Below are 25,110 nucleotides of genomic sequence, written 5' to 3'. Positions count from 1 at the left end.
CTCACTCTCCCCAGACATAGTTCAGCGCGCCATCTTCGACGCGGGTCGACAGGAACATCAGGCGCGAGCCCTTCGGCGCCGGCCCTTCGAGACGCTCGCCGTTATCCATGTCGAACTTCGCGCCATGCCATTGGCAGACGAGTGAGCCGTCCTTGCACTCCAGTGGTCCGCCGAAATGCAGGCAGACATTGGCCGCGGCGCGGATGCGCTCGCCGCTGCGCCAGACATGGACCTCGCGGCCGAAGAAGGGCGCGATTAGGCTGCCGATCTGCGGGATATCGGCGATCTTGCAGATTTCATGTTTCATCGGAGAACTCCTTGTAGATGCAATTGCATCTATATGAATGCATTTGCATCGATCGTCAAGCTTGATGCAGTTGCATCTATCAACTAGGCTGTGCCGATGACCAAGAAATCTCCATCGCCGGAAGCTATCGCCGCCTGGGCGCGTCTCGTGCGCGTCTCGCGCCAACTGATCGAGAGGACCGAGGACGCGCTGAAGGCAAACGGCCTGCCGCCGCTCGCCTGGTATGACGTGCTCCACGAACTCGCCGAAGCGGGCGAGGGAGGGCTCAGGCCGTTCGAGCTGATCGATCGCGTGCTGCTGGCGCAGTACAATGTCTCGCGGCTGCTGGCGCGGCTGGAAGCGGATGGCCTGGTCGAAAAGCTGCCGGTCTCCGACGATGGCCGCGGGCAGACCGTTCGCATCACCGCAAACGGCCGGGAGATGCGCCGCCGCATCTGGGCGATCTATGGCGCTTCCATCGCCGAGCTGTTGGGAGCGAGGCTCTCGGCCGAAGAACTCAGGACGCTGGCGGCACTGCTCGGACGGCTGCGGCATCCGCCGACCAGCGATTAGCTGGCGAGCCTTCGCGGTTCCGCCGGGTCATTTTCGTCGAGGGCCCTTGCATCGGAAACCGGAATGCGCAATAAGCCGAACCGTAACGTACGGTACGCCATTGGGCGGCCACAGAGGCGGAAAAGAACGTGCTGCAGGCAGGCGCCGACATCGACAACAGCGAAACGCTGACGGAGCGCCAGCAGGCCGTTCTCGATGCAGCGCTTCGTCTGCTGGTGGAGGAGGGCGACAACCTCACCATGACCGCGGTGGCGCGGCGGGCCAGTTGTTCCAAGGAAACGCTCTACAAATGGTTCGGCGATCGCGACGGCCTGCTGACGGCGACGGTGCAGTGGCAGGCCTCGAAGGTGCGCGTGACACCGGTCGATCGCAAGGGTCTCGACCTCGCGTCGCTGACGGCAAGCCTCGAACGCTTCGCCTCCGACTGGCTCAAGGTGATCTCCAGCGATACGTCGATTGCCCTCAACCGGGTGGCGGTCGGCCATGCCGGCTCCGGTAAGGATGACCTCGGCGCCATCGTGCTACAGAATGGCCGCTTCGCGCTCGCCAGGCGGCTGAAGCCGGTGCTTGAAGCCGGCCGGCAGGCCGGGCTGCTCGATTTCGAGGACGCCGAGACGGCGTTCCGGACTTTTTTCGGCCTGGTCGGCCGCGACGTGCAGATCCGTCTGCTGCTCGGCGACCAAGTGGAATTGACTGAGGCGACGATCGGCGGCGATGCCCGCCGCGCGACGCGGCAGTTTCTCGCTCTTTTCGGAGCAAACAACCGGCCGCAAGGCTTCTGATCTTCAAACGGGAAGGAACACCAAAATGCGTGTCTATTACGATCGTGACGCCGATCTCAATCTGATCAAGGGCAAGAAGGTCGCCATCATCGGCTATGGCAGCCAGGGCCGGGCGCATGCGCTCAATCTCAAGGATTCCGGCGTCAAGGAGATCGCCATCGGTCTCAAGGCCGGCTCGGCGACCGCCAAGAAGGTCGAGGCCGACGGGCTCAAGGTGATGAGCGTGGCGGACGCCGCCAAATGGGCCGACCTGATGATGATGGCGACGCCCGACGAATTGCAGGCCGACATCTATAAGAACGAGATTGCGCCGAACATCCGCGACGGCGCGGCGATCGCTTTCGCGCACGGTCTCAACGTGCATTTCGGCCTGATCGAGCCGAAGGCTTCGGTCGACGTCGTCATGATCGCGCCGAAGGGCCCGGGCCACACGGTGCGCGGCGAGTACCAGAAGGGCGGCGGCGTGCCGTGCCTGGTCGCCGTCAACCAGGATGCTTCGGGCAATGCGCTTGATCTGGCGCTCTCCTATGCCTGCGGCGTCGGCGGCGGCCGTTCGGGCATCATCGAGACCAATTTCCGCGAGGAGTGCGAGACCGACCTCTTCGGCGAGCAGGTTGTGCTGTGCGGCGGGCTGGTCGAACTGATCCGCGCCGGCTTCGAGACCCTGGTGGAAGCCGGCTACGCCCCGGAAATGGCCTATTTCGAGTGCTTGCACGAAGTGAAGCTGATCGTCGACCTGATCTATGAAGGCGGCATCGCCAACATGAACTACTCGATCTCGAACACGGCCGAATGGGGCGAATATGTCTCGGGCCCGCGCATCATCACCGCCGAGACCAAGGCCGAGATGAAGCGCATCCTGAAGGACATCCAGACGGGCAAGTTCACCTCGGAGTGGATGCAGGAATACCGGGCCGGCCTATCGCGCTTCAAGGGCATCCGCCGCATGAACGACGGCCACCAGATCGAAGAGGTTGGCGCCAAACTGCGCGCCATGATGCCGTGGATCGCCAAGAACAAGCTGGTCGACAAGGCCAAGAACTGAGGCGATCCACGTTTTTTGTCTGCGCGTCCTCGGGCTTTGCCCTGCGGTCGCGCGGGTAATCGCCAAGAACAAGCTGGTCGACAAGGCCAAGAACTGAGGCGATCCACGTTTTTTCTGCGCGTCCTCGGGCTTTGCCCTGCGGTCGCGCGGGTAATCGCCAAGAACAAGCTGGTCGACAAGACGAAGAATTAATTCTCGACTTCGTTGTTTATCCGACGGGGCCGGCGGAGCGATCCGCCGGCTCTTTTCTTTGCGAGCAAGCCGGTCGTCGCTCTTCAGCCGTAATGCCAGTGCGGCTTGGGCTCAGTGCCGGTGAACTCGACGCCGATGCGATCCTCGCGGCGCCAACGCACCACTGCCTTGTAGCCGATGCCGTCGACCGGGACATAGAGCAGGAATTCGTCCGGCACGCGCGCATCGATCGGCACTTTCAGCTCCGCGCCGTTCGAATGCATGTTGCGCACCGTGCATCTCACCTCGGAATTGTTGATGCCGGTCAGGATCGCCGCGCCTTTGAGCACGCGTTGCCGGTGCTTGCCTCTCAACTCGTTTTCAGCCATGGCGGCTCGTCCTAGCGGATCGCGGCAGGGCGATCGTCATATGGGGCACCGCAGCACGGATAGACGCCGATGCTAAATTTAAGGTTATGGCCCCGCGGTCGGTTTGTTTTTGCCGAAAAAGAAACGGCGCCGCGACGGGCGCCGTCTCATCCTTCCTGCCGACGGGCTTAGATATAGGGTGAAATGCACTGCCGGCGCGGGCCGTAGTTAGGCTGGAACGTGTTGTCCCAGGCCCGATACGACCGGTAGCGGTCGTAGCACCAGCGGACATGCGCGCTGGAGAGCCGCTCGGTCCGGTAAATGCGCCGCGGCTGATAGTAGCGCGGATAGGGATCATAGTAGTAGGGGTTGTAGAAATTGTTGTAAGCAAGGCTGCCCAGGCCCAGGCCGAGACCCAATCCAAGCAGGACATCGCCACCGTCGAAGTCACGGTGGTGGTGGCGGCGGTGCCTCCAACGCCAGTTGTCGCCGTCCCAGTTGCGCGAGAAATGACGACGGCGGAAGTCGCCGTCGCGCCATCTGTCGCGACCGCGCCACTCGCCGCTGCGCCATCTGTCCCGACCGCGCCACTCGCCACCGCGCCGCCAACGCCAATCAAACATCTGCTGCCGGTTGTTGCCGCCGGCCCAGCTGTCGCGAACAGGAATGATCTTAGATGTGGCCGTGCTGGTCACGGTCGACATATCGGGCTGGAGGACCGGGCCGGCAATCGATGGCACCGTCAGCCCAGCAAAGAGACCCAAGGCCACAAGCCCGGATCCGAGGGAAGACAAGAGCGGTTTCATTTCACTCTCCACGAGTAAGGCCCACGCCCAAACACTTGCGAATAGGCCTATTGATGGGACTTTCCATCTGAACGGAAGATGAACAGAAAGGTTCCGTCAACCATAACGGGCGTGCGTCTGCTCTTGTGTTCGACATTGCTTGCGGGCAAAGGTCACGGCCATGTCGCTGCGCCTCGCCACCTTCAATGTCGAGAACCTGATGAACAGGTTCGATTTCTCCGGCTATCGCAACCAGCTCAATGAAGACCGCACGCTGGCGCTGTTCGACATCCAGACCGAGGCCGAATACCGGATCCTCGAACAGGCCCGCACGATCGCCCAGTCCGACGACACCCGCCAGTTGACGGCGCTCGCCATCGCGGCCACCCGCGCCGACATCATCTGCATGCAGGAGGTCGACAATATCGAGGCGCTGAAGGCGTTCGAATATGGCTACCTGTTCAAGATGGTCGGGCAGGGCTATCGGCAGAAATACACCGCCGCCGGCAACGACACGCGCGGCATCGATGTGGCCGTGATGATGCGCAACGAGACCGCGCAAGGGCAGCCGATCGAATTCGTGCGCATGACCAGCCACGCCTATGTCACCTTCGAGGAGTTCGGGCTGTTCACACCGGAACTCGCCACGCTCGGCCATCTCGCCAATGAACGTATCTTTCGCCGCGATTGCCTGGAGATAGACCTGAGGATCGGCGGCGCGCCGCTGACGCTTTATCTCGTGCATTTCAAATCGATGGGTCCGCCGCGCAACGGGCTGGACGGCCGCGAGGCGTCGATGCCGCTGCGCATCGCCGAGGCGCAGGCGGTGCGCCGCATCATCGAGGAGCGTTTCGGCAAGGATCACGCCGCCGACAAGCGCTGGGCGATCTGCGGCGACCTGAACGACTACCGGCAGCGCGTGAAGATCGATGGCGACTCCATCGACGGCTATCGTTTCGAGGTCGTCGACGAAGCGCGATCCTCGATAGATGTGCTTACCGCAGGCGGCTTTTGCGAGAATGTCGTCGAGCGGCGGCCGGAGATGGATCGCTGGAGTTTTTATCATACGCGCGGCCCGGAGGAGCGGCATCTGTGCCAGCTCGATTACATCCTGCTGTCGAAGGCGCTGGCCGCGAAGAATGCCACCGCCGTTCCCGATATCGTCCGCAACGGCCAGCCCTGGCGCACCATCTTTCCGCCCGGACAGGAGGTCGAGCGTTTTCCGCGCGCCGGCTGGGACCGGCCGAAAGCGTCGGACCACTGCCCGGTGGTGATCGCACTGGACATGGCGTGACCCTCTTGAGCTTCGATCTGCCCCGCGACGTCATCCTGCCGGTCGATGCGGTCGACGTCCGCCTCGACCCCGGCCCGCATCCTTTCGCGGTCAGCAATGCGGCGGCGATCGCCGAGAACTGGCGGCAGGAAACAGCGGCCAATCCGGCATTGTTCGACGGCGCCGTGGTGCTGCTTTCCGAGCTTGCGTACCGCGATGGCCGCCTTGTCGGACGCTGCCATGCGGTCAACTATTCGACCTTCCTGCTGTGGCGCAAGCGACGCGAGAATTCCGGCGCCGAGCACGCTTATGCGCATGCCATGCTGGTTGCCGGCGACAATGCGCTGGTGGCGATCCGCATGGGCCGTCACACGGTCAATGCCGGCCGCATCTATTTCGCCGCCGGCTCGTTCGAGCCGATCGATTTCCGCGACGGGCTGGTCGATGTCGACTTCAACATGATCCGCGAGGTGGGCGAGGAGACCGGGCTCGATCTTTCGGCGGCCGAACGCGGACTGCGCTATCACGCGCTCTCGACGGCTAGTGGCACCGTGATCTTCCGCCGCTACCGTGTGGCCGAATCCGCCGACGAACTGGCGCGGCGCATCAGCGCCTTCGTCGCGGCCGAGACCGATCCGGAAATCGAAGGGCCGGTCGTCATCCGTAGCGCCGGCGATCTGCCGGATGGCTTGATGCCTCACATGAAGCCGCTGATCGAGTGGCATTTCGGCGGCGATCGTTAGCACCCAATCCACCCGCTACTTCAGCGCCGTGTCACCGCAGGAGTGGAGCACAGGCCGGAACCTCCGGCTATTCGTGCCGCAACGCGTCGATCGGATCGAGGCGGGCGCCGCGCAGCGCCGGGAAGAAGCCGAACACCATGCCGATCAGCGCCGAGAAGCCGACGGCGAGCAGGACGACGGCGGGGCTTGGCGCGAAGGGTATCGTCAGCGCCATCGAAGCCATGCCTGCCAGCGACAGGCCGATCAGGATGCCGATGATGCCGCCAAAGAGCGACAGCACCGTCGCCTCGACCAGGAACTGGATGAGGATGTGCTTTTCATGCGCGCCGATCGCCAGCCTGATGCCGATTTCGCGCGTGCGCTCGGTGACGGATACGAGCATGATGTTCATGATGCCGATGCCGCCGACCAGAAGACTGACGCCGGCGACGGCGCCGAGCATGCCGGTCATGGTGGTGGTGGCACTGGTCATCGCGTCGGCGATCTGGGTCATGTCGCGGATGGCGAAATCGGGATCGCGGTCCGGGGTGATGCGGCGCGTGTCGCGCAAAATGTCCTCGACACGCGACTGCAGCTCGGTGGTCGGGGTGCGGTCGTCGGCGGCGATATAGATGTTGTCGATGTCGCGGTTGCCGGCGATGCGCCGCTGATAGGCATGCAGCGGCATCAGCACGACATTGTCCTGGTCCTGGCCGAAGCCGGTATAGCCCTTGGGCTCGAGCAGGCCGATGATCTTGCAGGAGGTGCGGTTGACGCGGATGATCTCGCCCTCCGGATCGCCGGCGCCGAAGAACTGCTGGCGCACGGTTTCGCCGATCAGGCACACACCTGCGCCGGCGCGCGATTCGGAGTCGCTGAACGGACGGCCCGAGACCAGCTTCCAATCGCGGGCGTCGAGATAGGCGCTGTCGGTGCCGGTCACGCCGGAGGTCAGGCTTTCGGTGCCGAAGATGACGCGGACCTGCTTTTGCGATGCCGGCGAAATTGCGCGCGCACCGCTGAGATGCGCAACGAGCGCGGCGACGTCCTTTTCAGCCAGCGGCCGCACCGCCTGGTCGAGCCCTCCCGGTCCGCCAGGGCCGGCAGGACGGCCGGCGCGAACGACGAGCAGGTTGCTGCCGAGCTTGGAAATATCGGCCTTCACCTTCTCCGTGGTGCCGGAGCCGATGGTGAGCATGGCTATGACGGCCGCGACGCCGATGACGATGCCGAGCAGTGTCAGGAACGAGCGCAGCACATTGCGGCGGATCGAACGCAGCGAGAGGCGGACGGTCTCCCAGATCATGCCGCTTCCTCCGCTTTCAACATATCGGAGGCGACATGGCCGTCGAGGAAGCGGATGGTGCGGCCGGCGTAATCCGCGACGTCGGCCTCATGCGTCACCATGACGATGGAAAGGCCGAGTTCGGCGTTGAGCCTGGTCAGCAGCTCCATGATCTCATGCGTGCGCGCCGTGTCGAGATTGCCGGTCGGCTCGTCGGCAACCAGCAGCGTCGGCCTTGTGACGATGGCACGGGCGATCGCCACGCGCTGCTGCTGGCCGCCCGAAAGCTCGGCCGGGGTGTGGTGCTCGCGCCCGACAAGCCCGACTTCCGCCAGCGCCTGCATGGCGAGATCGCGGCGTTGGCGCGCGGCGACGCCGCGATAGATCAGCGGCAGCTCGACATTTTCCGCCGCCGTGGTGCGCGGCAGAAGATTGTAGCCTTGGAAGACGAAGCCCACATAGAGGTTGCGCAAAAGCGCGCGGCGGTTGCGGTCGAGGCGGCCCGCATCGGCACCCATGAAGGAATAGGTCCCGGCCGTCGGCGTATCGAGGCAGCCGATGATGTTCATCGCCGTCGACTTGCCGGATCCCGAGGGGCCCATAATGGCGGTCGAACTCGCCGCGCCGAATGGCGAGATCGACGCCGGCCAGCGCGTGCACGCGGGCCTCGCCCTCGCCATAGCTTTTCCAGACCTTATCGAAGGTGATGAGCAGGGAAGCCGACATGTCGTCAGCTCCGCTGCTGCGCGCCGGTGATGACCGCAGCGCCCTCGTCGAGGCCGGACGTGATCTCGGTCAGCTCGCCGTCGGTCGAGCCGATCCTGACGTTGACCGGATGCGGGCGTCCGTTCTCCAGCACATAGAGCGTGCGCGAGCCGTCGGTCGGCGCCTTCGTCACCTCGCGCTGCCGGTTGGGGCGGCCCATGCGGCCGGTAAAGAGGTCGCGCAGGCTCCAGCCGCGCGCCTGCTGTTGCATCGGGCGATAGCGGAAGGCTGTCGAGGGAACGGTGAGCACGCCTTTGGCCTGTCGGGTCACGACCGAAACCGTGGCCGTCATGCCGGGCCGCAAGAGAAGCTCGCCATTGTCCACTTCGAGGCGCGCATTGTAGGTGACGACGCCGTCGGTGGTGACCGAGGCGTAGGAGATGTCGCGGATCTCGGCGTCGAAGGGCCGGTCCGGGAAAGCGTCGACCGTGAAGCGGGCGTGCTGGCCGGGCTTGACCTGGCCGATATCGGCCTCGTCGACCGCGGCCTGCAATTCCATGTTCCTCAGGTCGGCGGCGATGACGAAGAGCACCGGTGCCTGCAATGAGGACGCGACGGTCTGGCCGGGATCGACCGAGCGCGTCAGCACGATGCCGTCGATCGGCGCATAGATGGTGCTTTTCGCGAGATCGGTCTGCTGCGCCTTGAGATCAGCCTGGGCGATGGCTAGATTAGCTTCGGCGCTGTCGAGAGCGGCCTTCGAGCGATCGCGCGTCGCGGTCGCCGCTTCGAGCGACTGGTCCGTCGCCATGCCGCGCTTGGTCAGCGCGCTGGCGCGCGCAACCGCGTTCTCGTTCTCCTGCAAGGTCACCTTGGCGTCCTCGACGCTTGCTGTCGCCGCCTTGGCAGAGGCGGTGGCGCGCTCGATCTGGACCTCCAGCTTGGCGGTGTCGAGCGTCGCCAGCACGTCGCCCTTCTTGACCTGTTGGTTTTCATTAACCGTGACCGAGCGGACGATGCCGGAAAGCTCGCTGGAGATATCGACCTGAGTCAGCGGCTGCAGCGTGCCGGTGGCCGATACCTCGACCGTGAGGTCACTGGTCGCCGCCGGCACGGTGGTATACTCGATCCTGGGTGGCGCTTCCGCATACCATTGGTAAACCCCTACGCCAGCCGCGGCGATGGCGATTGCCAGCAAGCCGTAGAGCCAGAAGCGGCGGCGCTTGCGGCTTACGCCCTTGCGGTCGAGCCCAAGCGCTGCCTCAATGGAAGTATCGGATTCCGCATTTGGCGGATTGACAAGCTGGTCCACGCCGGACCCCTATGATGAAAATCGATGTCCCTATCCGTGCACAGATCAGGTTTAAGGTTCGAATTTCAAATTAAATTTCCCTCATGTTGGGATTGAGGCAGAAATTCGGGGTGAGGCGAAAGGTTTTCTCAATGGCGCGCAATTACTTGCTCTACGATGTGTTTACCACCGAAAGGCTGGCCGGAAATCCGCTTGCGGTGGTGCTGGACAGCGATGGGCTCGACACTGCCGGCATGCAGGCGATCGCCCGCGAGTTCAATCTTTCCGAGACGGTGTTCGTGCTGCCTCCGGACAATCCAAAGCATCGGAACCGCATCCGCATCTTCACGCCCGACTATGAAATGCCTTTCGCAGGGCATCCGACTGTGGGCTCGGCGATTGCGCTGACCGAACTCGCCGGGGAGGCCGCCGGCATTTTCGTGCTGGAGGAGAACATCGGGCCGGTGCGTTGCGCGGTAAGCAAGCATGACGGCTCGACCTTCGCCGAGTTCGACCTGGCGAAATTGCCGGAACCGTTGGAGCTGAAGGCCGATCCGGAAGCGATCGGCGCGGCGCTCGGCCTTGGCCCGCACGAGATCGGCTTCGAGAATCACCGCGTTGCCTTCTGGTCGGCCGGCGTGCCTTATGTGACGATTCCCGTTGCCGGGTTGGAGGAGGCGGCCAAGATCAGGCTCGACAACCAGGCGTGGTCGGAATTGGCGCCCCGCAAGAGCGAATGGGCCTTCGCCAGCCCATATGTCTATTGCCGCGAGACGGTGCATCACGACAGCGCCTTCCATGTGCGCATGATCGTGCCCGGCACCCCGTCCTACGAGGATCCGGCGACCGGTTCGGCCGCGGCCGCCTTTGCCGGCGCCATCATGCATTTCGACGCCCCGATCGACGGTATCTCGCAGCTCTGGATAGAGCAGGGGCTGGAAATGGGCCGGCCCTCGCGCATTCGCTTGGAGCTCAATGTCGATGGCGGAAAACTCGCCTCCGCGCGCATCGGCGGCCATGCGATCAAGGTGGCGGAAGGCCAGCTTTTCATCTGACTCGTGCGGCAATTAGGCGATTTGTCGGGAAATGATCCGGCAGGGCTGGACATCCCCGAAAGCGGCGGCTATATGCGCCGCCGACGCTGGTTTTCCCGGCGGTGTGGGTGTGTAGCTCAGTTGGTAGAGCAGCTGACTCTTAATCAGCGGGTCCACAGTTCGATCCTGTGCACACCCACCAAATCTTCTTATGAAAACAACGAAGTACGCCGCCACGCGGCGCCTACGGCGCTGTTTTGCTGAGGCTCGCCTTGAACTTGACCTTCATGGTGATCTGACCGCTCACCGTGAGCTGCGATCCACCATAACCGCCGATGTTGCGGTCCCTGGCGTTGAGATTGGTGCTCATGCCGGCAATCTCGCATGTATCGGCGACGGTCTCGAGCACCAAGGCGCAGCTGCCCGCCGCGACCTTGCAGAAGGAACGCAGCGCGACCTGCTGCTGCACGGCAGCATCGTCGTCATCCTTGACCGGAAAGGTCATTGAGATCGATGATTGTATCCTGGCCGATCCGTCTTCGCCGGGACGAAGCGGGCGGACATATTGATCCTGAGACAAAGTCGGCGAAGTCGCGGCAACAAGAATCGCAGCGGATATTAGATATTTCAAATACATCGATCGATCTCCCATGAAACTTCTACGTCTCATGGAATAACCGAGATGACGTTATATCGATGTTTCAACAGTGTTGAAATTTCGACTGATTCTTTATTTTTCCGAAACGCCGGCTTCGGCGAAGCTAGCCATCCTGGCATGGCATTCCAGCGCCGAGCGGACGATGTTGACGGCAAGGCAAGCGCCGGAGCCTTCGCCCAGCCGCATGCCGAGGTCGAGCAGCGGCGGCAGACCAAGCGCCTCGAGCAGGCGGCGGTGGCCGGCTTCGGCCGAGACATGAGCGGCGATTGTGTGAGCGAGGCCGGTCGGGTGAAGCCTCGCAAGAGGTGCTGCGGCGGCGGTGCAGACGAAGCCGTCGAGCAGCACCGGCACGTTGTTCTTGCGCGCGGCAAGCGTCGCCCCGAGGATGGCGGCCAGCTCACGTCCGCCAAGCGCGGCCGCTATCTTCAGCGGGTCGGAAAGCGAATCGGCATGGCGCTTGAGGCCTGCCTCGATGGCCACAACCTTGCGCTGCAGCCCTGCATCGTCGACGCCGGTGCCGCGCCCGGTCCATTTTTCCGCGCCGCCGCCGAAGAGGGCGGTGGAGATCGCGGCGGCCGGCGTCGTGTTGCCGATGCCCATCTCACCGAAGCAGACAAGGTCGAGGTCGTTGGTCACGGCATCGTAGCCGGCCGAGACCGCGGTAAGGAATGCCTGCTCGTCCATCGCCGGCACCTGAGTGAAATCGCCGGTCGGACGGTCGAGGTCGAGCGGGATGACGTCCAGCTTTGCGCCGGCAATGCGGGCAAGCTGGTTGATGGCAGCACCCCCGCCGGCGAAGTTCGCCACCATCTGTACGGTGACTTCCGACGGATAGGCCGAGACGCCCTGCGCGGTGACGCCGTGATTGCCGGCGAAGACGAAGACTTTCACCGTATCGAGCTTCGGCATGTCGCGACCCTGCCAGCGGCCCAGCCAGGCGGCTATCGTTTCCAGTCGACCAAGGCTGCCCGGCGGCTTGGTCAGCGTGTTCTGACGCTCGGCGACAGCAACTGCTGCGGTATCGCTGCCGGCGGGGAGGTCTAGGCAGGCCGCACGCAGTTCATCGAGGGATTTGAAGCGTGTTGATTGGGGGGACATGGGGGGCAAGGTCTCCGAAAAGAGAATCAGGAAAGGCAAACGGAAGCGACGAGAAGAACGGCGATCTCGCCAAGCTGCTGCAGCGCGCCGATCGTGTCGCCGGTCTGGCCGCCAATCTGGCTGAGGCAAAGCGCGCGCAAGGCCATGAAGACTAGGCCGAGCAGGATCGCCGCCGCTATCGCGCCGCCAAGGCCGAGCGCCAGCAGCGCCACGGCACCAAGCGCAGCGCCGATGATGGCGGTCTCGGAGGTGACGGTGCCGGCGTTGGCCGACAGGCCGTCGCTGCGGGCCGGCGGCAAAAGATGCATGAAAGCGCCGAACAGGCCGCGCGAGCCGGCATGCGCGGCGAGCAGCGCCAGGAACACATGGCCCGGACCGGCGAGTTCGGACAGCGCGCTCCAGCGGATGAGCAGCGACAGCCCAAGCGCCGCCGCGCCATAGGCGCCGATGCGGCTGTCGCGCATGATCTCCAGTTTCCTGTCGCGCGTCCTGCCGCCCCAAAAGCCATCGGCGATGTCGGAAAGCCCGTCCTCATGCAGACAGCCGGTGGCGAGCATCGTCGCGGCGAGCGTGAGCGCCGCGGCCGGTGCGGCGGCGAGGCCGAAGACGGCGGCGATCGCATAGACCAGCGCTCCGATGATTGCCACCGCGAGACCGGCGAAGGGCGCCGCCCAGATCGCATCCGCCAGGCTGCGGCCGCCGAAATCGCTCGAGGGCAACCTCAGCCGGGTGAAGAAGACGAGGCTGAGGCCGATGTCGTCAAGCACTTGCCTGGGTGCGGAAGGGCCGCTCATGCGCTCCTCGCGATGGCGTGGAAGAAGGTGCCGCTCACATGGCCGCGCCGGTAGCCGGAGGCGCCGAGCGGGTTGCCCTGGCCATCGGCAAGATCGGCCAGCGGCTCGTCATTGCCGGCGGCAAGCATCTGCGCATAGTGGAATTCGTGCCCCCGGATCGACGTGCCCTCTCGCCCCAACGGGCAGGCGGCGCGCAGCCGCGCCTCGCGGTAGCCGAGATTCATCTTGCGTTTGGCAAAGCTGGTCGAGTGGCCGAGCAGGCCGAGCATCTTGTGGCTCTCGCCGTCCGCGTCTTCCAGCACCTCGCCCAGCACCATGAAGCCGCCGCACTCGCCATGCACCGGCTTGGTCGCCGCAAAGCGCGCCATTCCTGTCTGGAAGTTGGTGGCGGCCGCAAGCTTGCCGGCATGGAGTTCGGGGTAACCGCCGGGCAGCCAACAGATCTCGCAGTCCGGCGAAGGCGCTTCGTCGGCAAGCGGCGAGAAAGGCACGATCTCGGCGCCGGCCTTGCGCCAATGCGTGGCGACATGCGGATAGAGGAAGGTGAAGGCGGCGTCCTCCGCCAGCGCAATGCGCTGCCCGGGCGGCTGCAGCGCGTCGCCGAAGTCGCCGGCCGCCGGTTCCAGTGGGATGGCCAGCGCCAGGATGGCGTCGATGTCGAGCGATTTCTCGACCATGTCGGCCAGCCGGTCGAGATGCGCCATCAGGTTCTCGTATTCGCCGGCCTGGACGAGGCCGAGATGCCGTTCCGGCAGATTGAGCGTCGGATCGCGCAGGATGGCGCCGACCACGGGCAGGCCGATCGCTTCGATGGCGTCGCCCGACAGACGGCGGTGGCGTTCGCTGCCGAGCCGGTTGAGCACGACGCCGGCCATGCGGACGTCCGGATCGTAAGTGGCGAAACCCCTGGCGACCGCCGCAGCGGTCGTCGACTGCCCGGAAACGTCGAGCACTAGAAGGACAGGCAGGCCATAGAGCCGGGCGAGATCGGCGGCCGAGCCCGAGCGGCCTTCGGGTGCGGGAATGCCGTCGAACAGGCCCATCGCGCTTTCGAGGATGATGTATTCGGCGTCATCCGCAGCTTGTGCGGCCAGCGCGTTGAGCAGGGAAGGGGACATCGCCCAACTGTCGAGATTGACGCCGGAAAGGCCGGTGGCGGCCGTATGGAAACCAGGGTCGATATAGTCCGGGCCGGACTTGGCGCCGCGCACTTTCAACCCGCGCCGGGCGAGCGCGCGCAACAGGCCGATGGTGACGCTGGTCTTGCCCGAGCCGGAGCGCGGCGCGCCGATGATGATCGCCCGCGCCGTCATGCCTCACCTGCCAGGGCCGCGCGCATGGCGACGATGCCGCCGACGACGATCAGCGCCGGCGAAGCGAGTCCGGCGGCCGCGGCCTCTTCGGAGATGGTTGCGAGCGTGGCGACGACGATGCGTTCCCGCGGCGTGGTTGCGGCGACGATCACAGCGGCCGGGGTCGAAGGCGCGAGGCCGCCCTCAAGCAGCTTTGCCGCGATCACCGGCAGGTTGGCCATGCCCATATAGACGACCACCGGCTGTCCGGTGCGCGCGATCGCTGTCCAGTCGATGTCGTCATCGGTGCCCGCCGCGTGGCCGGTCGCCAGGATGACGGCCTTGTTGATGCCGCGCATGGTGGCGGGAATGCCGGTGGCGGCAAGCGCGCTGAGACCCGAGGTCAGGCCGGAGAGCACCCGGAACGGTATTCCTTCGCCGGCGAGCGCCAGAGCCTCTTCGCCGCCCCGGCCGAAAATATAGGGATCGCCGCCTTTCAGCCGCACGACACGGCGGCCCTGGTGCGCCAGCCGCACCAGCAGGGCGTTGATGTCGTCCTGCTTCATCGAGGGCTGGCCGCCGCGTTTTCCTGCGTAGAAAAGCTCTGCACCTTGAGCGACCGCCACGATATCGGGCGAGACGAGCGCGTCATAGACCAGCGCGTCGCACTGCCCGAGCGCCGCAAGCACCTCCAGCGTGAGGCAGCCGGGATCCCCGGGGCCGGCGCCGGCCAGCCAGACATGGCCGGGCTCGAGCTCGCGCGGCTTGAAGTTCAGGCGCGCCAGCGCCTGCTCCACATTTGCCCGTCCGTTCGTATTGGCGCCGCCGTTCACAATCCGTCCCGTCCGCGAAAACGCCGCTGGTAATGGGCGTCGTAGAGTGAGCTTTCGCCGAAATCCTGCGCCGCGAGCGCGCTGCCGACGAAGATGATCGCCGTGCGCTCCATCGGGTTTTCCGCCAGCTGCGCTTCGATGGTACCCAGCGTGCCGGTCAGGATGCGCTCGTCCGGCCAGGAGGCGCGGAAGACGACCGCGACCGGGCATTCGGCGCCGTAAAGCGGCGTGACATCGGCAACGATGCGGTCGATGGCGTGAATGGCAAGATGGATGGCAAGCGTGGCGCCGGTGCGGCCGAAGCCGGCGAGCGTCTCGCCTGGCGGCATTTTCGAGGCGCGGCCGGAAACGCGGGTCAGCACCAGGCTTTGCGCGAGCTCGGGGATGGTGAGCTCGCGGCGCAGCGCCGCTGCCGCCGCCGCGAAGGAGGGCACGCCCGGTGTCAGCGTGTAGGGAATGCCGTGTTTTTCGAGCCGCCTGATCTGTTCGGCCACCGCGCTCCAGACCGAAAGGTCGCCGGAATGCAGCCGCGCGACATCCTGGCCGGCCTTGTGCGCGTCGACATATTCGGCCTCGATCTCGTCGAGCGACATCGGCGCGGTGTCGATCAGTTTGGTGCCGGGCGCGCAATGCTCGAGCAGTTCCGGCGCGACGATCGAGCCGGCATAGAGGCAGACCGGGCAGGACGCGAGCAGCCGGCTGCCGCGCAAGGTGATGAGGTCGGCCGCGCCAGGGCCGGCACCGATGAAATGGACTGTCATGCGTCGTCGCCTCCGCCAAGAGCGATGGCGCAGGTGACCGGCCCGACCACGATGCGCGGCCCAAGCAGTTTTGCGCCTTTTCCGGCCGCGGCCAGAGCCGAGGCTTCCGAAACCGAGGGCGTGCCGGCCTGGGCCTGCGACGCTTCGGATCGGCTGATCGTGCCGGACGAGACGGCTTTCACTGCGGCGTCGGACATGACAAGCACGGGGAGGTCGAGGTCGCGGCCGGCAAGGAAGATTGCCTGTTCGTCGCGCTTGATTTCACCTGTGGCCAGCGCCGAAAGCGCGGTCATCGCCAGCCCATGCGCTTCGAGCGCGGTATCGATCGCGGCGCGCACGTCACTTGCTGTCACGCCTTTGCGGCTGCCGATGCCCGCGACCATCATGGTTTCACCCAGCTCCACTGCGTGACCGGCATGGCCGGACGCCAGCCCTGCATGGAGCCGACCGGCCCCGCGCGTGAAAGCGCGATGCGGGTAAGGTCGCCGCCGCGCCTGTTGTGCTGGTCGAGCAACAGCGCCTCCATCTCCAGCGTCACCGCATTGGCGACCAGCCGGCCACCGGGACGAAGCGCCTTGATCGCCTTCTCCAGCACGCCGGCATCGCTGCCGCCGCCGCCGATGAAGATCGCATCCGGCGTTTCGAGCTTGGCGAACGCGTCGGGCGCGGCACCTTCGACCACGACGAGGCCGGGCACGCCGCAATGCGCGGCATTGCGGGCGATGCGGGCGGCGCGCTCGCTGTTGGCCTCGATGGCGATGGCGCGCAGCGAAGGATGAGCCATCATCCATTCGATGCCGATCGAGCCGGAGCCGGCGCCGATATCCCAAAGCAGCTCGCCGCGCCGGGGCGCCAGCGACGACAGCGTGATGGCGCGGATCTCGCGCTTGGTGATCTGGCCGTCATGCTCGAACAGATGGTCGGCGAGGCCGATGGTCAAAGGCAGGATGCGCGCATCCGGCGTCGATTCAATTTCGAGCGCCAGCACGTTGAGCGGGTTGATGTTTTTGAGGTCGAAGGCATCGGCGCGAACGGTGCGGCACGCCTCATCGGGACCGCCGAGCGCTTCGAAGACCGTCAATCGCGAGGGGCCGAAACCGAGCTCGTCGAGCAGTGCGGCGACGGCCGCCGGCGCGTCGGCGTCGGAGGTCAGCGCCAGGATGCGCGCGCCGGGGTGGAGCAGGGGCCGGATCAGATCGATCGAATGGCCGTGCAGTGAGATCGTCTCCACGTCCTGCAATGCCCAGCCAAGGCGCGATGCCGCGAGCGACAGCGAGGAGGGCGCCGGCAGGACGAGCATCTCATCCGGCTTCACCTTGCGGGCCAATGTGACGCCGACGCCATGGAAGAACGGGTCGCCGGAAGCGAGCACGCAGATTTTTTTACCCGCGAGCGCCAGCACGTCTCGCATTTCGGCATCGAAGGGCGCAGGCCATGGGCGGGTTTCGCCCTTGGCCAGAGATGCAACGAGAGCAAGGTGACGCTTGCCGCCGAACACGACGTCCGCCTGCGCGATGCGCTGCTTGGACTCATCGCCGAGACCCGCTACACCGTCCTCGCCAATGCCGACGATGGTGAGCCATTTTGAGGCTGGCTTGGCGTGCGGATCCTTAGCAGGCATGACGACCTACCGTATCCTGATCCTTGGCGGAACGACGGAAGCCCGGCAACTGGCCGGGAAGCTCGCTCGTCGCGCGGATTTCTCGGTCACGCTCTCGCTTGCCGGCCGCACCGAAAGCCCGGTCGCGCAAGGCGTGCCGGTGCGTGTCGGAGGCTTCGGCGGCGCGGACGGATTGGCGAATTACCTTCGCGACGAGCAAGTCGATCTGCTGATCGATACCACGCATCCATACGCTGCGCGTATCTCCGCCAATGCCGCTGAAGCCGCCACGAAAACCGGCGTGCCGATCCTCGCGCTGCGGCGTCCTGGATGGGAGCCCGTGGCCGGCGATCGCTGGACGCTGGTCGACAATGTCACGGAGGCGGCGAAGGTGCTTGGCGGGGCGCCGCGTCGCGTGTTCCTGGCGATCGGCCGGCAGGAGGCCGGCGCCTTCGAGGCCGCGCCGCAGCACAGCTACCTGATCCGCAGCGTCGATCCGGTCGAACCGAAACTTGCCGTACCCGATGCGCTCTACCTGCTGGCGCGCGGGCCATTCCCGGAGGCGGACGAGCGCGCGTTGCTTGAAAAATACGGGATCGACGCGATCGTTTCCAAGAACAGCGGCGGCGAGGCGACCTATGGCAAGATTGCCGCGGGGCGGGCGCTCGGCATCGAAGTGGTCATGATCCGCCGACCGCCTTTGCCGGACGTTCCTTCGGCCGAAATCGTCGATGCGCTGGCGGCAAAGGTCGATCATTTTTTCGACCCCGTTGCCGAACGCGGTGTGTAGACCAGGGCGGGCTTTTCGCCGCGCTTGATGATGCGGGTTTCGGGCGAGCCGATGATGACGCAGGTCGCCATGTCGGCCTTTTCCGCATCGGCGTCCGCCAGCAGAAAGACTTCGATGCGCTCGTCGGGCCGGCCGGCGGCGCGGCCGAAGATCACCGGCGTGGCGCCGGGCAGGATCGCCTTCAGGCATTCGAAGGCGCGGCCGAGCTGCCAGGGACGGGCCTTGCTGATCGGGTTATAAAGCGCGATGACGAAGCCGGCTCCGGCCGCCGCCAGCAACCGCAGCTCGATCAGCTCCCACGGCTTCAGATTGTCGGAGAGCGAGATAGCGCAGAAATCGTGGCCGAGCGGCGCGCCGATGCGGGCAGCGACGGCAAGCATGGCGGTGACGCCGGGGACGACCGAGAGGTCAATGGCGCGCCATTCAGCCGGGCCTGCTTCTATCGCTTCGCAGACGGCGGCGGCCATGGCGAAGACGCCGGGATCGCCGCCGGAAACGACGGCGACGTTGTGGCCTTCGGCGGCCTTGGCCAACGCCTCATTGGAGCGGGCAAGCTCTTCGCGATTGTCGGAGGCGATGCGCGTCTGATCCGGCCGCAGGTCAAGCCGGTCGAGATAGGGCTTGTAGCCATAGAAGAAGGAAGCCTCGGCGACGGCATTGGCAGCCTGCGGCGTGACCTGGTCGGCATTGCCGGGCCCGAGACCGATGACGGTAAGGCGACCGCTCATGCCTTTGCTCCGGGGGCTCCCGGACGGCCCGACCAGCCGGCGACCAGCACGATGGCGAAATAGGGCGCCTTGTCGTCCGGCTTTTCGGCGAGCCGCATCGAGACGCTGCCCGGCATGGTGCCGCGCTCGACATAGAGGGCCTTGGCCAGCTTGCCGGTGGCTTCCAGCGCGCGCCTGATCTTCGGCAGGTTGCGGCCGACCTTCATGATGACGGCGGCATCGGTGTCGGCGAGGCGACGGGTCAGTTCGAACTCGCTCATCGTCCCCGGCAGCACCGTCAGCACGTCGTCACCCTGGACGATCGGCAGGCCCGTGGCCGACCAGCAGCCGGACATGGCGGTGATGCCGGGGATGACCTCGGTCGGGAAACGGTGCGCCAGGCGCACATGCAGATGCATATAGGAGCCGTAGAAGAGCGGGTCGCCTTCCGACAGCACCGCCACCGTCCTGCCGGCGCCGAGATGCTCGGCGACCTGCTCGGCCGACTGTTCGTAGAAATCGGTGATCTGCGCGCGGTAGTCGTCGTGATCCTTGTCGATTTCGGTGGTCACCGGGTAGAGCAGCGGCAGCTCCACCATATCCGGCCGGAAGCGCGCCTCGACAATGGCGCGCGCATTGCTGTTGTTGCCGCGCTTGGCGAAATAGGCGACGACATCGGCCTCGGCCAGCGCGCGCGCGGCCTTCAGCGTCAGAAGTTCGGGGTCGCCGGGGCCGGTGCCGACACCGACCAAACGGCCTTTTACAATCGCGTTCACAGGCCCGGCCTCGCCAAGGAATTGAGGGCAGCCGCGGTCATGGCGCTGCCGCCCAGCCGGCCGCGGACGATGGCGTAGGGCACGCCATAGGAATTTTCCGCCAGCGCATCCTTGGATTCGGCGGCGCCGACGAAGCCGACCGGCATGCCGATGATCGCTGCCGGCTTCGCTGCACCATCGCGCAGCTTTTCAAGCAGATAGAACAGCGCGGTCGGCGCATTGCCGATGGCGACGACCGATCCGGCCATGCGCTCTCCCCAGAGGTCGATCGCCGCGGCCGAGCGTGTGTTGCCGATCTCCTTGGCGATGTCGTGCGTGCGCGGGTCGCGCAGCGTGCAGATCACCTCATTGCCGGCCGGCAGGCGGGCGCGGGTGACGCCATGCGCCACCATCTCGGCATCGCAGAAGATCGGCGCGCCGGCGGCAAGCGCTGCGCGCGCCGCGTCGACGAACCCGTCGGAGAAAATGAAATGGCTGGCAGCTTCGACCTGGCCGCAGGCATGGATCATGCGGATCGCGACATCGGCCTCCGCTTCCGAGAAGCGAGACAGGTCCGCCTCGGCGCGGATGATGGCGAAAGAGCGCTCGTAGATCGCCATTCCGTCATGGATATAGTCGTAGGCGGCCATTCACTGGTTCCGTCGATAGAGTTCGGCGATACCGGCCGCGCCAAGTCTTTTCAGACAGGCGGCGACTGTTTCGCCCTGATGGCTTTGCGCGCGCAGTGCGGCAAAGATGCCAGCGACCCCGCGCGCGGCGTCATAGCCCGGCCTGTACGCGGCAGGAAGGGCCTTTGCCGTCCCGTCCACGACAAGTCCGGCTCCGTTTTCGTCGCCGACGAGAGTGAGCGCCGCCGCGCCGGGATGCGCACAGCCCTTGGCGCAGCCGGAGATGTGGAGGGTCAGCGAGGCGTCCAGGAGGTCGGGGCTTTGTTTCGCGATGGTTTCGGCGATGGTGCGGGTGGCGATGCGGCCGGAGGCGCAGGCCGGCGTGCCGGGGCAGGCGGCGATGCGGGTGCGTGGATCGGTGGGGGAGGTGACGAAGCCGAGGGCGGCCGCGAGGGCTTGGAGTGTAGAGGCGGCGGAAGGGGTGAGGCCGAGGAAAATTAAGGCGCGGCCGGGGACCAGGCGGATTTCGATGGCGCCGAGGTTTGCGGCTTCAATGGCGAGGTCGATGAGGTTTTGAGCGGGCATGCTGCCGTAGGGCAGGGCAATGCCGAGGGCGTGGCCTTCGGTTAGGTTAAGGAGGCCGATCGGTGGGCGATGGCGTTCCACGGCGCGCCCCTCTGTCCTGCCGGACATCTCCCCCTCTAGAGGGGAGATCAGGCCGGCGCGGCCGCTTTCGCCAATCGCCGAGGTCGGAACATGCGAGTTCGCTGCAGAGCGGGAGCCGGCGGTAAAGCTGCGAATCTCCCCCCTAGAGTGGGAGATGTCCGGCAGGACAGAGGGGGGCGCGAAGGAATGCCAGCCTGCGAGAGAGGCCAATTGCCGCTCCGACAGGTCGCGCGTATGCGCCTCCCGGCCCTTTTCCGCGACCATCCTAAGCGCCGCCACAGCGATGTCGCGTGCAGCCTCCGCATCGACCGTCGCGAGCGGCTTCGCACTATGCGCGTCACCGGCAACCGACACGCTCCACTGGACGCCCGCATCGGCCTTCACCGCCTTCAGCCTTACATCGGCCGTCACCAGGTCCATCGTCAGCTGCCCGCCACCGTCGACAACCACCGACACCTTCGGCCCCAGCCGTGCCGTCAGCCCAGCCTCCTCGGTCGCCGCCCTGATCCGTTCCGCCAATGGGCGCGGATCGGCAATCTCCTCAGGGTCGATCCCCGCCAGCGGCCCAATTTCAATCGGCACGCTGGTCCGCATGTCAATGCCCAGCGCGTCCACTTCCGCCGCCAGCAGCCTGGCGCTTTCGGCGGTCAGGCCGCGAATCTGCAGGCTGCCGCGCGCCGTTACCTCCATGATACCGTTGCCGTGGCGCAGAGCGGATTCGCCGAGTCCGATCAGCGACATCGGGACCAGTCCCCCTGCGACCGGGTTGAGCCGCACCAAAAGCCCGTCGCCGGTCCGCATCGGGGCGCTGAGGGCAGGGCAGGCGCCGCGCCGCGAAAACGCGTTCATGCCGCCACCCCGCTGGCCTGGGCTTCGGCGATCAGGGCTGCGAGGTCATCGTCGATGGAGTTCCTGAGCGGATGCCAGAGGCCGCGCCGCCGCGCCGCCAGAAAACGTTCGGCGATGACCTTGGCAGCCGCCGGATTCTCGCGCAGCAAGAAGGCGCGGACTTCGGCGTCGCCAACATAGGCGTCGTGTACCGCCTCGATCAGCGTGCCGGAAATGGCGTGCGTGGTCTCGGCGAAGCCGACCAGGCGGTCGACCGTCTCGGCGAATTCCGAGGCGCCGCGCGGGCCATGCCGCATCTGGCCGGCGATGAAGCGCGGGTTGACGGCGCGCGCCCGCACCACGCGCGATACGGCTTCACCGACCGAACGCGGCTTCGGCTTCTTCGGATCGGTCGTGTCGAGCACGATGACATCCGCGTTGCGGCCAAGCGCGGCAAGAGCGGCCGAAAAGCCGCCGATGAAGGCGACGTCGGCCGAGCCTTCGAGGATATCGCGGCCAGGGTCGTCGCCGGTATGGACGAGGAGATCGGCTTCGGCGATGCGGTCCTCGAAGGCGCCTGGCGCCAAAATCGCTTCGCCGTCGGCCCCGCCATAGGCATGCGAGGTGGCCTCCAGATAGGCGCGGCCGATCTCTTCGCGCACGCCCCATTCGCCGCGCGACAGCAAGTCCTCGACGCCCGCGCCATAGGTGCCGGGCGAACTGCCGAAAATGCGCGGCTCGATCTTGCCTTGGGCACGGGTGGCTGCGGCAAGCGGGTTTTCCGAATCGTCTTCGTCGCGGCCGGCGACGGCGTTGGCGGCTGCATCGATCAGCGCGATCTGGGTCGGGAACATGTCGCGGAACAGGCCGGAAATGCGCCAGGTGACGTCGACGCGCGGGCGGCCGAGCGTGGCCGGCGGCAGCACCTCGATGCCGGTGACGCGACCGGTCGCGGCATCCCATTGCGGCCGGCAGCCCATCAGCGCCAGGCCTTGCGCGATTTCCTCGCCGCCGGTGCGCAACGAGGCCGAGCCCCAGAGGTCGATGACCAGCGAGCGCGGCCAGTCGCCATGGCTCTGCATATAGCTGCGCACCACTTCCTCCGCTGCAGCCTGGCCGAGATCATAGGCGGTCGGCGTCGGCATGGTGCGGGGATCGGACGTGAAGAGGTTGCGGCCGGTGGGCAGCACGTCGGAACGGCCGCGCGCCGGCGCGCCGGCCGGGCCGGCCTTGACATGGCGGCCCTCGAGCGCGGCGAGCAGGGCTGTCCGTTCAGTGTCGGCGCTCTGCCGGCGCAGCGGATCGGGCTCGTCTTCCGGTGCGCGGCCATAGACATGCAGCCCGTCCTTCACCGCGAAATCCTTGAGATCGCAGAGCCAGGCGTCGATGCGGCGCAGCGCTTCGTCGGGCTGGTCTGTCTTCGCGACGCCGGCTTCCGAGGCAAGCCCGGTTTTCCGTGCCGTCTCGACGATCAGCTTTGCCAGTCGGTCGCGGCGGCGGCGGTCGAGGCCGTCGGCTTGGGCGTATTCGTCGACCAGGCGCTCGAGTTTCTGCTGTGCCTCGTCGAGACCGGCTCCGGTCATCGGCGGAGGCAGATGGCCGAGCGTGACGGCCGAGATGCGGCGCTTGGCCTGCGCTGCCTCGCCGGGATTGGAGACGATGAAAGGATAGATGACGGGCAGCGAGCCGGTGACGATCTCGGGAAAGCAGGTGTCGGAAAGCGCGACCGTCTTGCCCGGCAGCCATTCCAGCGTGCCATGCGCGCCGACATGGATGATGGCATGGACGCCGAGCGATTTCTGCAGCCAGAGGCCGAAGGCGATCAGCTCGTGGCGCGGGGGCAGCGTCGGGTCATGGTAATCGGCGCGGCGGTCGGCGGAGCGTCCGCGATCGGGGGCGAGCGCTACGGTGATGTTGCCGAAGGTTGCGGCGCGGAAGGGGAAGTGGGGACTTATCCCTTCTGCCTTGCCCCACGCGGCCTCTACTGGATCGCGCGCTGCCCTCGGCAGTTCGGCCGAAAAGGCGGAGTAGTCCTCTATGGAGAGGCCAAGCCCACTCACCTCCAGGGCATCCAGCAATTCCCGCGGCGATTGCGGAATCCGTTCAACCGCATAGCCCTGTTCCTTCAGGTCCTGCAGCATGGCGAGCACGCTTGACGGCACATCCAGGCCAACGGCGTAGCCCGTTCGTCCAGGCGCGCTCGGATAGTCGGGAATCAGGATCGCCAGCTTGCGCTTTGCTCGCTCCGTCCGTCGCAGGTGAATGAATGCCGCGATCCGCCTGGCCACCTGCGCCACGCGGTCGGCTTTCGGCTGGTTGGCGAAAGCGCGGAAGGCGAGTGCAGCGTCGGTTTCGACCTCGCCCTTGAAGGAGATCGCGCCGGCGAGGATGCGGCCGTCGAGCTCGGGCAGGACGACGTGCATGGCGAGATCGGCGGGCGCCAGGCCGCGCTGGTTTTTCTCCCAGACCTCCCGTTTCGTCGTGGCGACGATGACCTGGAAGACGGGCACCCCGGCTCGGTCGAAGAGGGTTTCGGCGCCGGGCTCGGCGCCGGAGGCAAAGGCCGTGGCGGTGACGATCGCCGACGGGTTCAGCGAGTTGATGGCTTTCTCGACGAAGGCCAGGGATGCCGGGTCCTTCAGGCTGGAGACGAAGATCGGCAGCGGGGCCAGGCCTTGCGAGCGCAGGGCTTCCGCGAGTGCGTCGATCGGCGCTATGTCTGCCGCGAGCAGCATGGAGCGGTAGAAGAGGATGGGGACGACGGCAAAATTGTCGGCGCCGAGTTCCGTCACAGGCTTTTCGACGACACCAACTCCCGGCTGATAATACCCAGCCTTGGGCACGCTGACCGGCTCGGCCACCGCCGCCTCAGCCCCCGCAAGCCGTGCCAGCCTTTGCACCAGTGCCGACATGTTTGCCGGGCCGCCTTCTCGGAAATAGCCGAGCAGGGCGTCGAGTTCGGCGCGCGGCAGGGTCGAGGCTTCGATCAGGCGCTGGTCCTCGTCATGGCTTTCGCCCGGCAGCAGCGCCAGCTTGATATGCCGCTCGCGTGCGACCGCGGCGAGCTGGTCGCAGCCATAGCGCCACCAGTCATAACCGCCCAGGATGCGGACGAGGACCACTTTGGCGTGACGGGCAACGCTGTCGATCCATAGGTCCACCGACATCGGGTGGCGAAGGTCGCGCAGCGCCGCCAGCCGCATGGACGGCAGCCGCGCCGCATCGGCCTTCCAGGCGGCGGCCAAGCCGGCGAGATCGCTGTCGGTGAAGGACAGCGCCACGACATCCGCAGGCTTCTGCCTGAGGTCGATCGGCTCGGCGAGATCGTCGAGCGAAGCGGATGACGTGGTGAGGATATGCATCGCTTTTTCGTGTTGGT

At 65.9% G+C, this 25,110-nt stretch carries 25 protein-coding genes, 1 tRNA gene and 1 pseudogene; 8 read left to right on the top strand and 19 right to left on the bottom strand.

Annotated features, from left to right (window positions below):
* Window position 1: 1 nt before the first annotated feature.
* The gene (locus P9273_RS06200; RefSeq protein WP_040999064.1) at window positions 2-307 is read right to left on the bottom strand and encodes a Rieske (2Fe-2S) protein; all 306 of its coding nucleotides are present in this window, start codon (window positions 305-307) and stop codon (window positions 2-4) included.
* Between the two features lie 96 nt (window positions 308-403).
* Here P9273_RS06200 and P9273_RS06195 point away from each other — a divergent pair, with 96 nt between their 5' ends.
* From P9273_RS06195 to ilvC, 3 genes are all read left to right on the top strand, one after another.
* Window positions 404-859: a MarR family winged helix-turn-helix transcriptional regulator gene (locus P9273_RS06195; RefSeq protein WP_278048098.1), complete on the top strand. Its 456-nt coding sequence runs from the start codon at window positions 404-406 to the stop codon at window positions 857-859.
* Window positions 860-990: 131 nt separating this feature from the next.
* Window positions 991-1,641 (top strand): TetR/AcrR family transcriptional regulator, encoded by a 651-nt coding sequence (locus P9273_RS06190; RefSeq protein ID WP_442920196.1) that lies wholly within the window; start codon window positions 991-993, stop codon window positions 1,639-1,641.
* Window positions 1,642-1,666: 25 nt separating this feature from the next.
* A complete protein-coding gene (gene ilvC / locus P9273_RS06185) occupies window positions 1,667-2,686 on the top strand; it encodes a ketol-acid reductoisomerase (RefSeq protein ID WP_040982094.1) in 1,020 nt (339 codons plus the stop codon).
* A gap of 275 nt (window positions 2,687-2,961) precedes the next feature.
* Here the strand turns inward: ilvC and P9273_RS06180 are convergent, their stop codons facing one another.
* Together P9273_RS06180 and P9273_RS06175 are read right to left on the bottom strand one after the other, a co-directional pair.
* On the bottom strand, window positions 2,962-3,246 hold the full coding sequence (locus P9273_RS06180) for a PilZ domain-containing protein (protein ID WP_278048096.1): 285 nt from the start codon (window positions 3,244-3,246) through the stop codon (window positions 2,962-2,964).
* 167 nt (window positions 3,247-3,413) lie between these two features.
* Complete coding sequence (locus P9273_RS06175; RefSeq protein WP_040999070.1) at window positions 3,414-4,031, bottom strand: BA14K family protein; 618 nt, start codon at window positions 4,029-4,031, stop codon at window positions 3,414-3,416.
* A 160-nt stretch (window positions 4,032-4,191) separates the two neighbouring features.
* On the opposite strand from P9273_RS06175, the gene P9273_RS06170 reads away from it, so the two are divergent.
* A complete protein-coding gene (locus tag P9273_RS06170; protein WP_278048095.1) occupies window positions 4,192-5,304 on the top strand; it encodes an endonuclease/exonuclease/phosphatase family protein in 1,113 nt (370 codons plus the stop codon).
* A 5-nt stretch (window positions 5,305-5,309) separates the two neighbouring features.
* On the top strand, window positions 5,310-6,026 hold the full coding sequence (locus P9273_RS06165; RefSeq protein WP_278048386.1) for a hypothetical protein: 717 nt from the start codon (window positions 5,310-5,312) through the stop codon (window positions 6,024-6,026).
* 67 nt (window positions 6,027-6,093) lie between these two features.
* Here the strand turns inward: P9273_RS06165 and P9273_RS06160 are convergent, their stop codons facing one another.
* The 3 genes and pseudogenes from P9273_RS06160 to P9273_RS06150 form a co-directional block, all read right to left on the bottom strand.
* A complete protein-coding gene (locus P9273_RS06160) occupies window positions 6,094-7,311 on the bottom strand; it encodes an ABC transporter permease (RefSeq protein ID WP_278048094.1) in 1,218 nt (405 codons plus the stop codon).
* Window positions 7,308-8,016, bottom strand: a pseudogene (locus tag P9273_RS06155) (ABC transporter ATP-binding protein). The gene P9273_RS06160 and the pseudogene P9273_RS06155 overlap by 4 nt, the downstream one beginning before the upstream one ends.
* Window positions 8,017-8,020: 4 nt before the next feature.
* Window positions 8,021-9,307 (bottom strand): efflux RND transporter periplasmic adaptor subunit, encoded by a 1,287-nt coding sequence (locus tag P9273_RS06150; RefSeq protein WP_278048093.1) that lies wholly within the window; start codon window positions 9,305-9,307, stop codon window positions 8,021-8,023.
* 131 nt (window positions 9,308-9,438) lie between these two features.
* On the opposite strand from P9273_RS06150, the gene P9273_RS06145 reads away from it, so the two are divergent.
* On the top strand, window positions 9,439-10,341 hold the full coding sequence (locus P9273_RS06145) for a PhzF family phenazine biosynthesis protein (protein ID WP_278048092.1): 903 nt from the start codon (window positions 9,439-9,441) through the stop codon (window positions 10,339-10,341).
* Window positions 10,342-10,446: 105 nt separating this feature from the next.
* Window positions 10,447-10,522: transfer RNA gene (locus P9273_RS06140), tRNA-Lys, on the top strand.
* Between the two features lie 42 nt (window positions 10,523-10,564).
* On the opposite strand, the gene P9273_RS06135 is transcribed toward P9273_RS06140, so the two are convergent.
* The 8 genes from P9273_RS06135 to cbiE all read right to left on the bottom strand — a co-directional run bounded on the left by P9273_RS06135 (window position 10,565) and on the right by cbiE (window position 17,377).
* Window positions 10,565-10,825, bottom strand: coding sequence for a hypothetical protein (locus tag P9273_RS06135; RefSeq protein WP_278048091.1), 261 nt, complete (start codon window positions 10,823-10,825; stop codon window positions 10,565-10,567).
* A 225-nt stretch (window positions 10,826-11,050) separates the two neighbouring features.
* A complete protein-coding gene (gene cobT / locus P9273_RS06130; RefSeq protein ID WP_278048090.1) occupies window positions 11,051-12,076 on the bottom strand; it encodes a nicotinate-nucleotide--dimethylbenzimidazole phosphoribosyltransferase in 1,026 nt (341 codons plus the stop codon).
* 26 nt (window positions 12,077-12,102) lie between these two features.
* The gene (gene cobS, locus P9273_RS06125; protein WP_278048089.1) at window positions 12,103-12,870 is read right to left on the bottom strand and encodes an adenosylcobinamide-GDP ribazoletransferase; all 768 of its coding nucleotides are present in this window, start codon (window positions 12,868-12,870) and stop codon (window positions 12,103-12,105) included.
* Window positions 12,867-14,183: a cobyrinate a,c-diamide synthase gene (locus tag P9273_RS06120; RefSeq protein WP_278048088.1), complete on the bottom strand. Its 1,317-nt coding sequence runs from the start codon at window positions 14,181-14,183 to the stop codon at window positions 12,867-12,869. Before P9273_RS06120 ends, cobS begins: the two co-directional genes overlap by 4 nt.
* A complete protein-coding gene (cobA, locus tag P9273_RS06115) occupies window positions 14,180-14,995 on the bottom strand; it encodes a uroporphyrinogen-III C-methyltransferase (protein WP_278048087.1) in 816 nt (271 codons plus the stop codon). The genes P9273_RS06120 and cobA overlap by 4 nt, the downstream gene beginning before the upstream one ends.
* On the bottom strand, window positions 14,992-15,756 hold the full coding sequence (cobM, locus tag P9273_RS06110; RefSeq protein WP_278048086.1) for a precorrin-4 C(11)-methyltransferase: 765 nt from the start codon (window positions 15,754-15,756) through the stop codon (window positions 14,992-14,994). Before cobM ends, cobA begins: the two co-directional genes overlap by 4 nt.
* Window positions 15,753-16,142: a cobalamin biosynthesis protein gene (locus P9273_RS06105; RefSeq protein ID WP_278048085.1), complete on the bottom strand. Its 390-nt coding sequence runs from the start codon at window positions 16,140-16,142 to the stop codon at window positions 15,753-15,755. The genes cobM and P9273_RS06105 overlap by 4 nt, the downstream gene beginning before the upstream one ends.
* On the bottom strand, window positions 16,139-17,377 hold the full coding sequence (gene cbiE / locus P9273_RS06100; protein WP_278048084.1) for a precorrin-6y C5,15-methyltransferase (decarboxylating) subunit CbiE: 1,239 nt from the start codon (window positions 17,375-17,377) through the stop codon (window positions 16,139-16,141). Before cbiE ends, P9273_RS06105 begins: the two co-directional genes overlap by 4 nt.
* Here cbiE and P9273_RS06095 point away from each other — a divergent pair.
* The gene (locus P9273_RS06095; protein WP_278048083.1) at window positions 17,376-18,146 is read left to right on the top strand and encodes a cobalt-precorrin-6A reductase; all 771 of its coding nucleotides are present in this window, start codon (window positions 17,376-17,378) and stop codon (window positions 18,144-18,146) included. The two genes, cbiE and P9273_RS06095, sit on opposite strands and share 2 nt — an antisense overlap.
* Here the strand turns inward: P9273_RS06095 and P9273_RS06090 are convergent.
* Genes P9273_RS06090 through cobN form a run of 5 tightly spaced genes read right to left on the bottom strand, consistent with a single transcriptional unit; the run spans window position 18,110 to window position 25,093 of the window.
* Window positions 18,110-18,874, bottom strand: coding sequence for a precorrin-3B C(17)-methyltransferase (locus tag P9273_RS06090; protein ID WP_278048082.1), 765 nt, complete (start codon window positions 18,872-18,874; stop codon window positions 18,110-18,112). The two genes, P9273_RS06095 and P9273_RS06090, sit on opposite strands and share 37 nt — an antisense overlap.
* Complete coding sequence (locus P9273_RS06085) at window positions 18,871-19,629, bottom strand: precorrin-2 C(20)-methyltransferase (protein ID WP_278048081.1); 759 nt, start codon at window positions 19,627-19,629, stop codon at window positions 18,871-18,873. Before P9273_RS06085 ends, P9273_RS06090 begins: the two co-directional genes overlap by 4 nt.
* Window positions 19,626-20,258, bottom strand: coding sequence for a precorrin-8X methylmutase (locus tag P9273_RS06080; RefSeq protein WP_278048080.1), 633 nt, complete (start codon window positions 20,256-20,258; stop codon window positions 19,626-19,628). The genes P9273_RS06085 and P9273_RS06080 overlap by 4 nt, the downstream gene beginning before the upstream one ends.
* Window positions 20,259-21,752, bottom strand: a complete 1,494-nt coding sequence (cobG, locus tag P9273_RS06075; protein WP_278048079.1) for a precorrin-3B synthase — start codon at window positions 21,750-21,752, stop codon at window positions 20,259-20,261.
* Entirely contained in the window at window positions 21,749-25,093 is a 3,345-nt protein-coding gene (gene cobN, locus P9273_RS06070) for a cobaltochelatase subunit CobN (protein ID WP_278048078.1), read from the bottom strand. The genes cobG and cobN overlap by 4 nt, the downstream gene beginning before the upstream one ends.
* Window positions 25,094-25,110 lie beyond the last annotated feature (17 nt).

The sequence above is a fragment of the Mesorhizobium sp. WSM4935 genome (genome assembly GCF_029625735.1).
Classification (GTDB): domain Bacteria; phylum Pseudomonadota; class Alphaproteobacteria; order Rhizobiales; family Rhizobiaceae; genus Mesorhizobium.
This window is presented reverse-complemented; position numbering and strand designations above follow the sequence as displayed.